The sequence below is a fragment of the Acinetobacter sp. YH12049 genome (assembly GCF_013419875.1).
GTDB lineage: Bacteria > Pseudomonadota > Gammaproteobacteria > Pseudomonadales > Moraxellaceae > Acinetobacter > Acinetobacter amyesii.
The window spans coordinates 1-12,821 of the sequence record NZ_VOZH01000056.1 but is presented as its reverse complement, the minus strand read 5'-3'; the positions used below and the strand labels follow the sequence as shown (position 1 = coordinate 12,821).

The window sequence follows — 12,821 nt, the reverse complement described above, 5'->3', positions numbered from 1 at the left end:
ATAAAGAGTTCCTGTACCGCCATACTGTCAGCGCAGTGCGGTATCGAAAGGTGCAATCTCTAAGATTGCATGGGTCGCAAAGATTCCCCCACCATAGCTCTTAGCTTGGTGGTGGGAGTATGTCAATGCCGATTGTTTTCCATGGTCAAATCACAGTTGTAACGTTATCCATAGCGTTTAAGCAGTTTTACAAATTCTTCCAGTTCTGCTTCATTGATTTCAACATCTTGAGGCAATACATGATGGCGTAAATGTGCTTCGATTAATTCATTCATTAATCCATTTACAGCACCTTTGATGGCCGCAACCTGTTGTAATACCTCAATACACCCTGCTTCGGGTTGCTGTAAAGCCAGTTCAACCGCATTGACCTGACCTTGTAGACGTTTAACCCGATTTAAAATCTTTTTGTCCTGATGTAAATGACTCAACACTTTCTCCCGAAAATAAATATACTATGGGGGAGTATATTTAAGCATAGAACCTAATGAAAACTTCCCCATCCATCCGAATTCATCATCATCAATTTGATGAAGGTAATCCACTCGCACAAAAACGGATCTTAATTGCCACTATTTTAACGGCAGTCATGATGTTGTTAGAAGTCATTGGCGGTTGGATTTTTAATTCGATGGCATTATTGGCAGATGGCTGGCATATGAGTTCACATATGTTGGCATTAGGCTTGGCCTATTTTGCCTATCGTGCGGCACGCCACTATGCTCAAGACGCTCGTTTTAGCTTTGGAACTTGGAAAATTGAAATTTTAGCGGGCTATAGCAGCGCGATATTATTGATGGTTGTTGCTGCATTTATGGCTTTTCATTCGGTGGAACGCTTATTCAACCCGGTCCAAATTCATTATAACGAAGCAATCCCTATTGCGATTTTAGGTCTGGTGGTGAACTTGATCTGTGCTTGGTTATTGCATGATGACCATCACCATCACCATCACCATCATGAGCATAGCCATGAGGAGCAGCATGATCATCATCACGATCTCAATCAGAAAGCAGCCTTCATGCATGTGGTTGCTGATGCGGTGACTTCGGTATTGGCGATTGTGGCTTTATTTGCCGGAAAATGGATGGGGTGGGGATTTTTAGATGCGCTATTGGGGATTGTTGGTGCAGTGCTGGTCGGTAAGTGGGCCATTGGCTTGATGAAAGAAACAGGACAAACATTACTGGATGCGGAAATGGATCACCCTGTCGTTGATGAGATTCGAGAAGTTTTAATGCAATTTCCTGTCGACGTCGATGTAACTGATTTACATGTGTGGAAAGTGGGTAAAGGTCAGTTCTCGTGTATTGTAGCTTTAGAAACCAGTCAGGCGTTGAGTGCCGATGAAGTCCGCCAAGCGCTGTCGATTCATGAAGAAATTGTGCATGTGTCTGTTGAAATTAATTCACCTGATGCAGCGTAATATGTTCCACGTGAAACGGCATGTAGCTATTGCGTAATGAACTGAAAAAAGCCCAAGACTTTCACGCGTTAAGGCTTAGAATGCTGAATCAATTAAATGTTGAAGTTCGGTCTATGTTGAAAAAAATATGTGCGTTGGCGTTAAGTACCATCCTTTCGACTTTTGCTTTGGCAGATGCGGCACACGTTCAAAAGCTCTTGGGAGAAAAGCACCCCAGTTTAAAAATTGAGAATATTCAAAGTACAGAAATGCCAGGCATATATAGTGGCTTTGTTGAAGATCAAGTTTTGTATTTGAGTGAAAATGCGGATTATGTGATTGCAGGTTCTATGATCCGTTTAAAAGATCAAAAAAATCTGACCAAACAATTGATCCTCAGTCAGCAAAAAACTGAGTGGAATAAACTACCATTACAAGATGCGATTAAAACTGTCAGGGGGAATGGGAAGCGCCAAATCGCGATCTTTTCTGACCCAAATTGCCCATATTGTAAGAAGCTTGAAGTAGAACTGGCAAAACTTAATGATGTGACCATTTATACTTTTGTCACAGCCATAAAACCGCAGTCGTTGGCGCCATCGAAGCAGATTTTTTGTGATTCAAACCCTGCTATGGCCTGGGATAATTTAATCAATAAGGGAATTCAACCGAAGTCAGCGAAAAGCTGTGCAAACCCCATTGATCGAAATTTAAAATTAGCAAAAAGCTTAAAACTAAGTGGTACACCGGGAATCGTCTTTGCCAACGGTTCGATCTTAACCGGTGCTTACCCTGCTGCTGAATTAGAATCGATGTTAAAAGAGATCAAATAATTTCAAGCTGTACGGCATGAATAAAATATAAATAAAAAAATACCCGTCTACAGGCGGGTATTTTAATGGCGCTATAAAAATTAGACGCGGTTTTTTTTCGTTACAAGGTTATAGATAAACAACACGATGATCGCACCAATGACGGAAGCGATAAATCCTGCAGCAGAATTTTCTCCATACAGACCTAATAAACGTCCGCCATAGGTCGCAAGTAAGGAACCTGCTATCCCGAGAATGGTGGTCATGATGAAACCGGCTTTGTCATCTCCAGGATGGATCGCACGTGCAATTAAACCAGCAATAAAACCAACAACAATCGCAACAATGAGTGACCACATAGTAACTCTCCTTTTGTTATCATGTATTTGTTTTTTACGACATGTTCAATCTTTATCTTTAATCAAAACTAAGCTGAGCTACAGCCTAAACATGCAAAAAACTGTTGTTTTTTTGTTCTGAAATAGCAAGAAAAGTAAAAAAAAAGTGGCCTTAGGCCACTCTTAAGTATCTGATCTTGCTTAGAGACCAATTTCGCCAATAAATGGAATGTGACGATATTTTTGATCATAGTCCAGACCATAACCTACGATAAATTTATCTTCGACTTCAAAACCTAAAAATTTCACTTCGAGTTCAATCTCACGACGTGAAGGCTTGCTAACCAAAGTACAAAGCTCGATTGAATTTGGATTGCGCGTCTGTAAAATTTCTAAAACTTTGCTTAAGGTATTTCCTGAATCGATAATATCTTCAACCACCAAGACATCTTTATCTTTAATGTCGCCGTCTAAGTCTTTTAAGATTTTTACATCACGAGTAGATACGGTCCCACCGCCATAACTTGAAACGGTCATGAAGTCGAGTTCATGCGGTTTTGAAATTGCGCGGCAAAGGTCAGCCATAAAAATAACAGAACCGCGTAAAAGACCGATTAACACCAACTCTTTGTCGCTGTTAGCATAGTGTGCATCAATTTTTGCGCCAAGCTCTTTCACTTTAGCTTGAATTTCTTCAGTGGAAATCAGTACGCTCATTTGAACAGACATGGGTAGATACCTAAAAAAGCAAATCAAAAAAATAAAAAAGGTGTTGACTTGCAACACCTCTAAAGATGAACCAATTTTAATACATCTGGCTCGCAGATGCATCTTTTTTGCCGTTGAAAATGTAATCAGTTTTTCTTGGAAGTGCTGTCACGCTTGAGTAAGCACAAACAAGCGACGGCAATCAGTCCAATTTTCAACGCTGTTTTTCGTCTCGGTCGAGCCGTTTTATGCTTTGACATACGCACATTGTCCAAACACATAGGTGGCATGGATATTACGATCATCACCCATCAGCATGAGGGCAAATAAAGCATCTTCCAGATTTTTGGCACGTTGTTGACGTAAGGCTTGTAAAGCCGTGGCATTTAAATCGAGCACCACAAAATCTGCTTCTTTGCCCAAATCAAAGTTTCCAAGTTTGTCCGCTAGATCTAAGGCTTTTGCTCCCCCTAAAGTGGCATGGTACAGCGCTTCAAATGCGGACAGTTTATCGCCTTGAAGTTGTTGAACTTTGTAGGCTTCATTGATGGTTTGTAGTTGGTTAAATGAGGTGCCTGCGCCAATGTCTGTGCCTAAGCCGACTTTCACCTGTTTTTCCCATGTTTTCTTTAATGGAAATAAACCACTGCCTAGGAACAAGTTCGAGGTTGGACAAAACGCGATTGCAGAGTTGGTCTGATGCATACACTCCCACTCGGCATCTTCCAAATGCACGCAGTGCGCAAACACGGAACGTGATCCGGTCAGACCATAATGATGATAAACGTCCAAATAGCCGTTTTGCTCAGGGAATAATGATTTGACCCACGCGATTTCATTTTTATTTTCACTTAAATGCGTATGTACATAGACATCAGGATACTCGGCTTTTAGCTCCCCTGCCCGTGCCAATTGTTCAGGCGTTGAGGTTGGGGCAAAGCGAGGCGTGATGGCATACAGGTTACGGCCCTTTCCATGCCACTTTTTGATGAGTGCTTTGGAGTCGTTATAGCCACTCTCTGCAGTGTCACATAATGCTTCAGGTGCATGTCGATCCATCATCACTTTACCGGCAATTAAGCGCATCTGATGCTGTTCTGCAGCTTTAAATAAAGCATCGACCGATTGTGGATGAACGGTACAAAAAACAAGAGCTGTTGTGGTTCCGTTTTTGAGTAACTCGTTTACAAAGAACTGTGCAATTTGCTCTGCATAAGCCGGATCTTCAAATTGGATTTCAGTTGGAAAGGTATAGGTATCGAGCCATTCCAATAGCTGTTCACCATAAGCCCCCATCATTTCCGTTTGTGGATAATGAATATGGGTATCGATGAAACCCGGAACAATCAATTGATCAGGATAATGCTGTACTTCAACCTGATCTGGGAGATGGTGTTGGCCCTCAGACCATGGACCGAACCATTGAATTTTTCCGGCTTGCGTAATTAGCAAACCATCTTCGAAATAGCGCACTTGGTCGTGAATTTCACGTGCTTGGGCAACTGTATTCTGAATATCTAGAAAGCGACCACGGATCGCTGTAGATGCGATAACAGAAGACATGACATACCTGCAGTTTAGAATTTTTTCGGTTGATTGTAGCCCAATTTGGTTCAAAATACCGTTAGAGTATTTGTGAAAATGTGTTCTAAAAAATAGAACAGTTGTTTATAAGTGATTCTGTTTTTTTGTTCATTGTATTTGATTTGAATAATACAAAAGCATTGAGCTGTATACATTGCATCGATGAATGAATAAAGACCATGAGTCGCAACGCTTGCTATATTGATCTCAAGAGCGCCCTTTAAAAAACGATAATGAACCCTTTAGTGAACATGAGCTATTCAGACCAATTAAAACATGACCTATTTCAGCATCAAGGCATCATGCAGATTTTACATGCCCTGTATGCCATAGATACACAGGCTTATTTGGCTGCAGGCGTGGTTCGTAATTTGATTTGGTCACAGCGACATCAACAACAAATACAGCTGATTGCTCCTTTGGGTTTAGATGATTTATTTGAGTTAAATGTCCGCTGGAACCCACGTTTAGTCAGTCAGGCGACTTTTTTGCAGCGTGTGCAGCAAAAAAAATTTTTACAACGCTGGCCGAAACTCAAACTCTTGATGACGCCTAAAGCTTAGTTCATGGCTTCGTGTCAGAATAAAAAGCCTTCTCGAAAAGAAGGCTTTTATTTATCTAAGCGTTTTATAGTGTGGTTTCATGGTACTTCTTGCTGTGTCGGATCGATAACCACGCAGTGATGGCTAAGGTCACTACAATAAAGCCGAGTGAAATCCAAATTGGCATGTGGAACACATCGAGCAACAGCATTTTAGCGCCAATAAACACGAGGATAATGCCCAGACCATACGGTAAGTAATGCATTTTCGATGCAGCACCAGACAAGAGGAAGAACATAGCACGTAGACCCAAAATCGCCATCAAGTTTGCCGTCAGTACAATGAACGGGTCAGAGGTAACCGCAAAGATTGCTGGGATTGAGTCAACCGCAAAAATTACGTCAGATGCTTCAACCAAGATCAACACTAAAAAGAGCGGCGTTGCCCACAAGACACCATTTTGACGAACGAAGAATTTATCTTCATGCATTTGAGGAGTAATACGCATGTGTTTACGTAGCCACTTCAAAATCGCCATATCTTCGATATCTTTGTCGTCTTCGTCTGAACCCTTAAGGAATTTAAAGCCGGTATACACCAAGAACGCACCGAAGAAGTACAGTACCCAAGAGAATTCTTGAACGAACCATGCCCCAATAAAAATAAAGATGGTACGCAGTACAATTGCGCCGAGGACACCGTAGAGCAACAGTTTACGCTGCAAAGCAGGTGGAATGGCAAAAGCAGCAAAAATCATGAGCCAGACAAAAACGTTATCAATTGCGAGTGATTTTTCGAGCAGATAACCAGCGAAATATTCCATGACTTTGGTGTTTGCAACAGCGACACCAGCGGTTTGCTGTAAGTAGAGCCACAATGCACCACCGAATAAGGTAGCCACAGAGACCCATGCAATACTCCAATAGGCAGCGGTTTTGACTTTGATTTCTTGGCCTTTGTTATTTTTAAAGCCTAAAAAGTCGATGAGTAGCATGATGGTGACTAAACCGAAAAATGCCAGATATAGCCATAAAGAGCCAATCGTTTCCATGTGTATTCTCCACATCTAACAACCAGCCATAAAAAAACCTCGACCAGTTGCCAGACGAAATAAAACGCCTGAGACAACATGATCAAGGTCTTGCCTACATCGTACTGTAATGATTTTCAGCAGCGATGCTCAGATACCGACTTTTTGCAAAGTGTAATGACGATATTCTGACACGTAAAACAAGGTTTACGTTTGGAGGAGGCTACTCCCCTTGTTCAAATTTTGTTTTGGACACTGTCCAAATATGCGGCAAAGCATGACAGTTTTTAGTACAAAGTGCAATCGGCAATTTGCGAATTCATTTAATGTGCCATGGGAGGATTAAAATCACCACGTTGTACCAACGCTAAGGCTAAAAGTGTGCCGATCACCGCGATGATTCCTCCGATCACGCCAATATAGCTCAAACCGAAATGTACGCTGACCATGCCGCCCAAGAGTGCGCCACCGCCAATGCCGACATTATAAAGTCCTGAATAGATAGCCATGGCGACATCTGTGGCATCGGATGCGAGATGCAGCGTCTTTGACTGTAATGCGAGACTAAATCCAATGATACTCATGCCCCACAATAAGCACACCGCACTCACACCTGCAAAACTCAAAGAAACAGGAAGCAACAGCAGCATGGATAAAGCCAGTGTGGCTGTACTCAAAGGAATTGCAACTTTAGGATATTTCCCACCAAATTTCCCAAAGAGATAAGATCCCAGAAAGCCTGCAGCACCAAAGATTAATAACAACGTGGTAGTTTGCATGGAACTGAATGCAGCAATGTTGAGTGAGAACGGTTCGATATAGCTATATGCGGTAAATTGCGCGCTAATTACGATAATGGTTAATGCAAAGACCATCATTAAGCTTGGACGGCGAATAAACTGTTTTAGGCTGCTCAGCGAACCTGAGTTCAAACTCGGCAGTATTGGCAGCGTTTTGGCTAAAATCAGGCAAACGATACTGGCGCCAATGCTAATCAGAGCAAAGGTATTTCGCCAACCATAGACTTCTCCAACCATACGCCCAAACGGAATACCGAGAACCATCGCCAAAGCCGTGCCTGTGGCCAAAAGCCCCAAGGCTTGAAATTCTTTGCCTTTCGGTGCAACACGAACCGCCAGCGATGCAGTAATTGACCAAAAAAGTGCATGTGAGAAGGCAATGCCGATTCGACTGAGCAATAAGGTATTAAAGCTCCATGCGAAATACGACAGAACATGGCTGATAATAAACACTATAAATAAACAAATCAGGAGCGAGCGACGTTCAATATTTTTGGTCAATAACATGATCGGCAAAGAAATCGGCGCAACCACCCATGCATACAGCGTAATCATGATACCGACATCGGTTGCGGCTAAGCTAAAGGTTTTGCCAATATCGCTGAGCAACGCGACAGGTACAAATTCAGTGGTATTAAAAATAAATGCTGCGAAAGCCAAAGCAATCACAGCCGTCCAAGAGCCAGAAAAAGCCGTTTCGGAGGGAGAGGCAGACATGAGTGTCTTCAAATAAAAAAAGTGGCATATTTTACTATGCTGTATACACAAGCAGGAACCGATTTAAGCCCTGTACATGCGGTTTAAATTAGTACAAAAACAACAGAGTTGACCTGCATTACATGCCAATTTATAAAAAAATGGAGGAAATTTAAGATGTTTGTACAACAAGATGATGATCAAAAAAAAGGAGCTTTCTTTGTTGAGCAAGATGGGGAGCGTTTGGCAGAGATGACTTACTCATGGGCAGGCGATGATAAATTTATTATTGATCATACCGATGTCAGTGATAGCTTGCGAGGACAAGGTGTTGGACGACATCTCCTCGATGCAGCAGTGAATTTTGCTCGGGAAAAGAACGTGAAAATTATTCCACTCTGCCCTTTTGCAAAATCTGTATTTGATAAAGATGAATCGATTCGTGATGTTCTACGCTAAATTGTACAGCGTGATGTAGATTAATCATTTGGATAAATAAAAACAGCCTGATCGTATTGCGATCAGGCTGTTCTTTTATTTGAAATCTAATTGTGAAATTGAATTAAGATCGTGATTTATACAGCGATACAACCAAGCATGCTGCAGCAATGAGTAATACAAAGATGGCGACAAGATAAAGGTCCATAATAAAAATATCCGGCAAGTGTGATTTAATTGTTTTTTAATTAATGTGAAAGGTGTACGGATTTATTATCACCTACAGTTGAATATAGGTCGTTTAAGTTCTGTACCGATCACTTTCTCGTTTGTTACACGGTGTATTTTTTCATAAAAAGGAAGAAAAAACAGTGACTATGCAACATCAAGATAACGGTCAAAAAGGTGAATTTTTTCAGTTAAATGCTGAGGGTATACGCCTCGCAGAAATGAGTTACTTATGGCGTGATGAACACACTATTGTGGCAAATCACACGTGGGTAGATGATTCCTTACGTGGGCAAGGGGTTGCTCGTGTGTTATTGGATCATTTGGTGGAATTTGCTCGTGACAAACACTTAAAAATTATCCCAACCTGTTCTTATGTAGAGGTGATGTTTCGCCGAGACAAGACATTAGCCGATATTCAAGCCTAAAAAAGCCCGCGATGCGGGCGTTTTATCAGTATGAAAATTTAAAAACTGCGTTGTGCTCAATTGAGCTTGAGTTTCAACAGCGTTGATGGTGTTTTGACGATATGTGGCCACAATTGGAACAAAATTGAGCAGATCAATATTCCTAAAACCAAGCTTAAACACATGATATTTAATAAAGCAAAATCATTCAGCACAAAATAAATACTGCCAATGGTCATCATCATCAGTAAATAAATAAGATAGTGAGGAATCACGGTGCGCAGTGTTATTCCTAAGATAAGCGAGCAAATCACGACATTTAAAAAATCTGAAATGCCAAAATTATTCAGGATGATTAAGGCAGCAAAATATACACAAGTGATCGATAAAAATATGAATAAATTTTTGAGCATGGGAGACCTCTGTATTCATCCTCAAAGAGGAATCGTTTCATTGTTTTAATGTTGATCAGTTTAAAAATTTGAAGCTAATTTCGGTATCCGTGATATCGGTTTTCTGTTGTAAGTTAAAAAGCACATTTGATTAAAAAACATACAAATCTACACTAATTCTGTGGCTCATCCCACGTTAAAATCATGCAAATACTTGAAGAATAAACACAATGATACAACTCTGTTATGCCAGTACGCGTGTAGAACAACAATTTGATTTAATACAAGATTTAAGTGATATTTTGGTGAGAGCCCGCAGCTTTAATACTGAAAAAAATATTTTTGGCGTGCTGTACTATGCAGAAGGCCGGTTCTTCCAATGCCTGCAAGGTGAGCAAGCGGCACTCGAACAGCTTTTTCAGCATATTATGCAAGATACGCGGCATCGGGATATTGTGCGTTATCCTGATCAAACTATTGATCAAATCGATTTTTCAAAATGGTCGATGAAATATGTAAATCGACATAGTGAAATTGCCAGTTTATTCCAGCGCTTTGGACATTCAAGCTTTCAACCAAACCTGCTTAATACGGAACAAATTCAGGCGTTTTTAACGACATTGTTAAGATTAGAAAATGTTGAACAGCCGGTTAAGCTGGATTCAGGCTATAAAAACCGAGGCTATCAGCATTATTTTTAAGCTGAGTGTGAATAAAATAAAAAAAGCCCGCTTCGCGGGCTTCTTTCATTTTATCCAGTTGATTTAGGCTTTTAATGCACTGATCAACTTCTGATGTAAACCACCAAAACCGCCATTCGACATAATCACTACAGCATCGCCCTCGCCTGCCTCGCTTACGATGGTTTGGATGATGTCATCCAGTGAACGTGCCACGACAGCTTTATTCGCAGCAGCTTCAATCACGGGTTGTAGATCCCAATCCAAACCTTCAGGTTGATACCAAATCACTTCATCCGCTAAGCGTGCAGAATGTGCAAGGCCATCTTTATGGCTACCCATGCGCATGGTATTAGAACGTGGCTCGATCACCGCCCAAAGCTTACGTTGACCCAGACGCTTACGCGCACCTTCTAACGTGGTATCAATCGCCGTTGGGTGATGTGCAAAGTCGTCATAAACCTCAATGCCACGGACTGTGCCCAAAAGCTCCATACGACGTTTGACACCGCCAAAGTTTGAAAGTGCTTCACACGCCGTTTCAATCGAAACACCGACATGTTCAGCCGCAGCAATGGTTGCCAAAGCATTGGCTACACTGTGTTGCCCAGTCATATTCCATTTGACTTCGCCTTTCACGACACCATGTTGCAGTACTTTGAAATGTGAACCGTCAGCAGACAATTGCTCTGCATACAGTTCAGATTGGTCATTGGCATCTAAAGATGTTCGCACCACAGGTGTCCAGCAACCCATTTCCAAGACTTCATCAATATTTGTCTCTGTGATGGGCGCAATGATACGGCCTTCACTTGGAATAGTACGCACTAGATGATGGAATTGCTTTTGAATCGCAGCCAAATCATCGAAGATATCGGCATGGTCAAATTCAAGGTTATTTAAAATCGCTGTTTTAGGATGGTAATGTACAAACTTAGAGCGTTTGTCGAAGAATGCTGAATCGTATTCATCGGCTTCTACACAGAAATATTGACCACCGCCTAAACGTGCGCTTTCACTAAAGCCTAAAGGTACGCCGCCAATCAAGAAGCCTGGGTTTAAACCGGCTTGATCGAGCACCCAAGCGAGCATGGTCGTTGTTGTCGTTTTACCATGAGTGCCTGCAACACCTAAGACATGTTTGCCTTGTAGGACGTGATCCGCTAGGAACTGTGGGCCAGAAATATAAGGCAGGCCTTCGTTCAGCATGTATTCCACAGCATCAATGCCACGTTTCATGGCATTGCCGACAATCACGAGATCTGGGTGTGGTTGAAGGTGGCTACGGTCATAGCCTTGCATTAAGGTAATGCCTGCATTTTCCAATTGGGTAGACATTGGTGGGTAAACGTTTTGGTCTGAACCCGTCACCTTATGTCCTAAATCACGCGCCAAGAGCGCCAATGAACCCATAAAGGTGCCACAAATACCCAAGATATGCAGATGCATTCGTTCTAACTCCACTGCTTTTATCGACACATCACTTTGTTATTGTGGTGTTGTCATTATAGATTTGGTTGAAAAGGTTAATTTCATTTGAGAGCAACCATAGCAAGGGTCTTAGCGAAAAGATAGATTTTTTTGTATGAGATCGTGCAAAAAGATTGAGCTCGTAACTGATCAAATGTACGCAATTTTCTTGAGGATAAAAACACGGAAAATAGGCGCGAAATCATGATAAAAAACGTACAATATGCGCAATTTTTTGCGATCTTGATTGCTTATGTCCCTTGCCCTGTTTTTATTGATTATTTCCAACTGTTTTATGACTTTGGCCTGGTATGGGCATCTGAAGTTTTTACATGATGCGCCGCTCTGGCAAGCGATTTTATTTGGATGGGCGATCGCGTTACTCGAATACAGTTTTATGATTCCAGCAACGCGATTGTTGGCCAAACATGGGTGGTCTTTGGGTCAAATGAAAATCACACAAGAAGTCGTGACGCTATTGGTCTTCGTTCCATTTATGATTTTCCTTTTTAAACAGCCCTTTAAATTGGACTATTTGTGGGCAGGTTTATGCCTTTTTGGGTGTGTCTATTTCGTGTTTCGCAGTGCTTAACTGATCCGATGCCGCATGGGTCCGATCATTTAAGTGAGGCGTGTTTGCAGGCATTTTTGAGGACTTTACTAAACTCACGGTCTCTTGGAGTGGGATCTTCATAGTCAAAGGCATAATCACTCTCACTGGTCAGTACAGTCATTTGACCGTCTGCTTCAAAGTTCATGAGTGCAAAAACATAGCTACACGATATTCTGAAATTGAATACATTTTATCACGGCCATCATCTGCTTTGTAATAGCCTGTCATCTTGACCGACTCACGTTCATCAATGATCGATTTGCCAGTGACTAAAAATTTTTCGTGGATGTAGCCATTACTCTTAATTTGGCTGTTATAGCCTTTTTGTTTCTGTAAGAGGTTAAATTCTATTTCAAATTGGCTGGTATTGAGTTGAACCAGTTGGGCAAAACTCTGAGAGCTTAAGGCTAAAGTGAGCAGGATGAAGATCTGTTTCATCTTTAAAGTGTCTTATAAATATTGATTTAATAAAAGTTTTTATAAAATTGAAAAAAATAAAAATAATTTTATAAAAATATTATGGAGTTTTCTCTTTAAAGACAACCGTTAAATTTTATCAAATGGAGCGTAAAACTCTGTCCTTCAGGTCAGAGATATAAGCGACACGACATGAAGTGTCGTTTGATTTAACTAAGGACTATTTTCCTTGAGTTTTGATTGTTAATATAAGTACATGAA

17 protein-coding genes are annotated in these 12,821 nt (G+C 41.2%); 7 read left to right on the top strand and 10 right to left on the bottom strand.

What is annotated here, in order from left to right:
• Nucleotides 1-164: 164 nt before the first annotated feature.
• Nucleotides 165-431, bottom strand: coding sequence for a metal/formaldehyde-sensitive transcriptional repressor (locus tag FTU05_RS16045; RefSeq protein WP_180009138.1), 267 nt, complete (start codon nt 429-431; stop codon nt 165-167).
• Between the two features lie 56 nt (nt 432-487).
• Here FTU05_RS16045 and dmeF point away from each other — a divergent pair, with 56 nt between their 5' ends.
• Together dmeF and FTU05_RS16035 are read left to right on the top strand one after the other, a co-directional pair.
• Nucleotides 488-1,426: a CDF family Co(II)/Ni(II) efflux transporter DmeF gene (gene dmeF, locus FTU05_RS16040; protein ID WP_180166022.1), complete on the top strand. Its 939-nt coding sequence runs from the start codon at nt 488-490 to the stop codon at nt 1,424-1,426.
• Nucleotides 1,427-1,539: 113 nt separating this feature from the next.
• Nucleotides 1,540-2,238 (top strand): DsbC family protein, encoded by a 699-nt coding sequence (locus tag FTU05_RS16035; RefSeq protein WP_180005557.1) that lies wholly within the window; start codon nt 1,540-1,542, stop codon nt 2,236-2,238.
• An 80-nt stretch (nt 2,239-2,318) separates the two neighbouring features.
• On the opposite strand, the gene FTU05_RS16030 is transcribed toward FTU05_RS16035, so the two are convergent.
• The 3 genes from FTU05_RS16030 to guaD form a co-directional block, all read right to left on the bottom strand.
• The gene (locus tag FTU05_RS16030) at nt 2,319-2,576 is read right to left on the bottom strand and encodes a GlsB/YeaQ/YmgE family stress response membrane protein (protein WP_180005556.1); all 258 of its coding nucleotides are present in this window, start codon (nt 2,574-2,576) and stop codon (nt 2,319-2,321) included.
• A gap of 180 nt (nt 2,577-2,756) precedes the next feature.
• On the bottom strand, nt 2,757-3,284 hold the full coding sequence (hpt, locus tag FTU05_RS16025) for a hypoxanthine phosphoribosyltransferase (protein ID WP_078194457.1): 528 nt from the start codon (nt 3,282-3,284) through the stop codon (nt 2,757-2,759).
• Nucleotides 3,285-3,509: 225 nt separating this feature from the next.
• Nucleotides 3,510-4,826 (bottom strand): guanine deaminase, encoded by a 1,317-nt coding sequence (guaD, locus tag FTU05_RS16020; protein WP_180005555.1) that lies wholly within the window; start codon nt 4,824-4,826, stop codon nt 3,510-3,512.
• A 272-nt stretch (nt 4,827-5,098) separates the two neighbouring features.
• On the opposite strand from guaD, the gene FTU05_RS16015 reads away from it, so the two are divergent.
• The gene (locus FTU05_RS16015) at nt 5,099-5,410 is read left to right on the top strand and encodes a nucleotidyltransferase family protein (protein ID WP_180005554.1); all 312 of its coding nucleotides are present in this window, start codon (nt 5,099-5,101) and stop codon (nt 5,408-5,410) included.
• A 64-nt stretch (nt 5,411-5,474) separates the two neighbouring features.
• Here FTU05_RS16015 and FTU05_RS16010 read toward each other — a convergent pair whose 3' ends face one another.
• The gene (locus FTU05_RS16010; protein ID WP_180005553.1) at nt 5,475-6,440 is read right to left on the bottom strand and encodes a TerC family protein; all 966 of its coding nucleotides are present in this window, start codon (nt 6,438-6,440) and stop codon (nt 5,475-5,477) included.
• Between the two features lie 302 nt (nt 6,441-6,742).
• Nucleotides 6,743-7,936, bottom strand: a complete 1,194-nt coding sequence (locus FTU05_RS16005) for a sugar transporter (RefSeq protein WP_180005552.1) — start codon at nt 7,934-7,936, stop codon at nt 6,743-6,745.
• A 132-nt stretch (nt 7,937-8,068) separates the two neighbouring features.
• Between FTU05_RS16005 and FTU05_RS16000 the strand changes: the two genes are divergently transcribed.
• Together FTU05_RS16000 and FTU05_RS15995 are read left to right on the top strand one after the other, a co-directional pair.
• Entirely contained in the window at nt 8,069-8,374 is a 306-nt protein-coding gene (locus tag FTU05_RS16000) for a GNAT family N-acetyltransferase (RefSeq protein ID WP_347269446.1), read from the top strand.
• Nucleotides 8,375-8,724: 350 nt separating this feature from the next.
• Complete coding sequence (locus tag FTU05_RS15995) at nt 8,725-9,009, top strand: GNAT family N-acetyltransferase (RefSeq protein ID WP_111885720.1); 285 nt, start codon at nt 8,725-8,727, stop codon at nt 9,007-9,009.
• Nucleotides 9,010-9,065: 56 nt separating this feature from the next.
• Here the strand turns inward: FTU05_RS15995 and FTU05_RS15990 are convergent, their stop codons facing one another.
• A complete protein-coding gene (locus FTU05_RS15990) occupies nt 9,066-9,401 on the bottom strand; it encodes a hypothetical protein (protein ID WP_111885703.1) in 336 nt (111 codons plus the stop codon).
• 209 nt (nt 9,402-9,610) lie between these two features.
• Between FTU05_RS15990 and FTU05_RS15985 the strand changes: the two genes are divergently transcribed.
• Nucleotides 9,611-10,081, top strand: coding sequence for a BLUF domain-containing protein (locus FTU05_RS15985; protein WP_180005550.1), 471 nt, complete (start codon nt 9,611-9,613; stop codon nt 10,079-10,081).
• A 63-nt stretch (nt 10,082-10,144) separates the two neighbouring features.
• Here FTU05_RS15985 and mpl read toward each other — a convergent pair whose 3' ends face one another.
• Nucleotides 10,145-11,509 (bottom strand): UDP-N-acetylmuramate:L-alanyl-gamma-D-glutamyl-meso-diaminopimelate ligase, encoded by a 1,365-nt coding sequence (mpl, locus tag FTU05_RS15980; RefSeq protein ID WP_180166013.1) that lies wholly within the window; start codon nt 11,507-11,509, stop codon nt 10,145-10,147.
• A gap of 274 nt (nt 11,510-11,783) precedes the next feature.
• Here mpl and FTU05_RS15975 point away from each other — a divergent pair, with 274 nt between their 5' ends.
• Nucleotides 11,784-12,122 carry a DMT family protein gene (locus tag FTU05_RS15975; protein WP_078189529.1) on the top strand — a complete coding sequence of 113 codons (339 nt, stop codon included), beginning with the start codon at nt 11,784-11,786 and terminating at the stop codon, nt 12,120-12,122.
• 25 nt (nt 12,123-12,147) lie between these two features.
• On the opposite strand, the gene FTU05_RS17995 is transcribed toward FTU05_RS15975, so the two are convergent.
• Both FTU05_RS17995 and FTU05_RS15970 read right to left on the bottom strand, forming a co-directional pair.
• Nucleotides 12,148-12,288: a hypothetical protein gene (locus tag FTU05_RS17995; RefSeq protein ID WP_227591843.1), complete on the bottom strand. Its 141-nt coding sequence runs from the start codon at nt 12,286-12,288 to the stop codon at nt 12,148-12,150.
• Nucleotides 12,285-12,581: a hypothetical protein gene (locus FTU05_RS15970; protein WP_227591842.1), complete on the bottom strand. Its 297-nt coding sequence runs from the start codon at nt 12,579-12,581 to the stop codon at nt 12,285-12,287. The genes FTU05_RS17995 and FTU05_RS15970 overlap by 4 nt, the downstream gene beginning before the upstream one ends.
• Between the last annotated feature and the right edge of the window lie 240 nt (nt 12,582-12,821).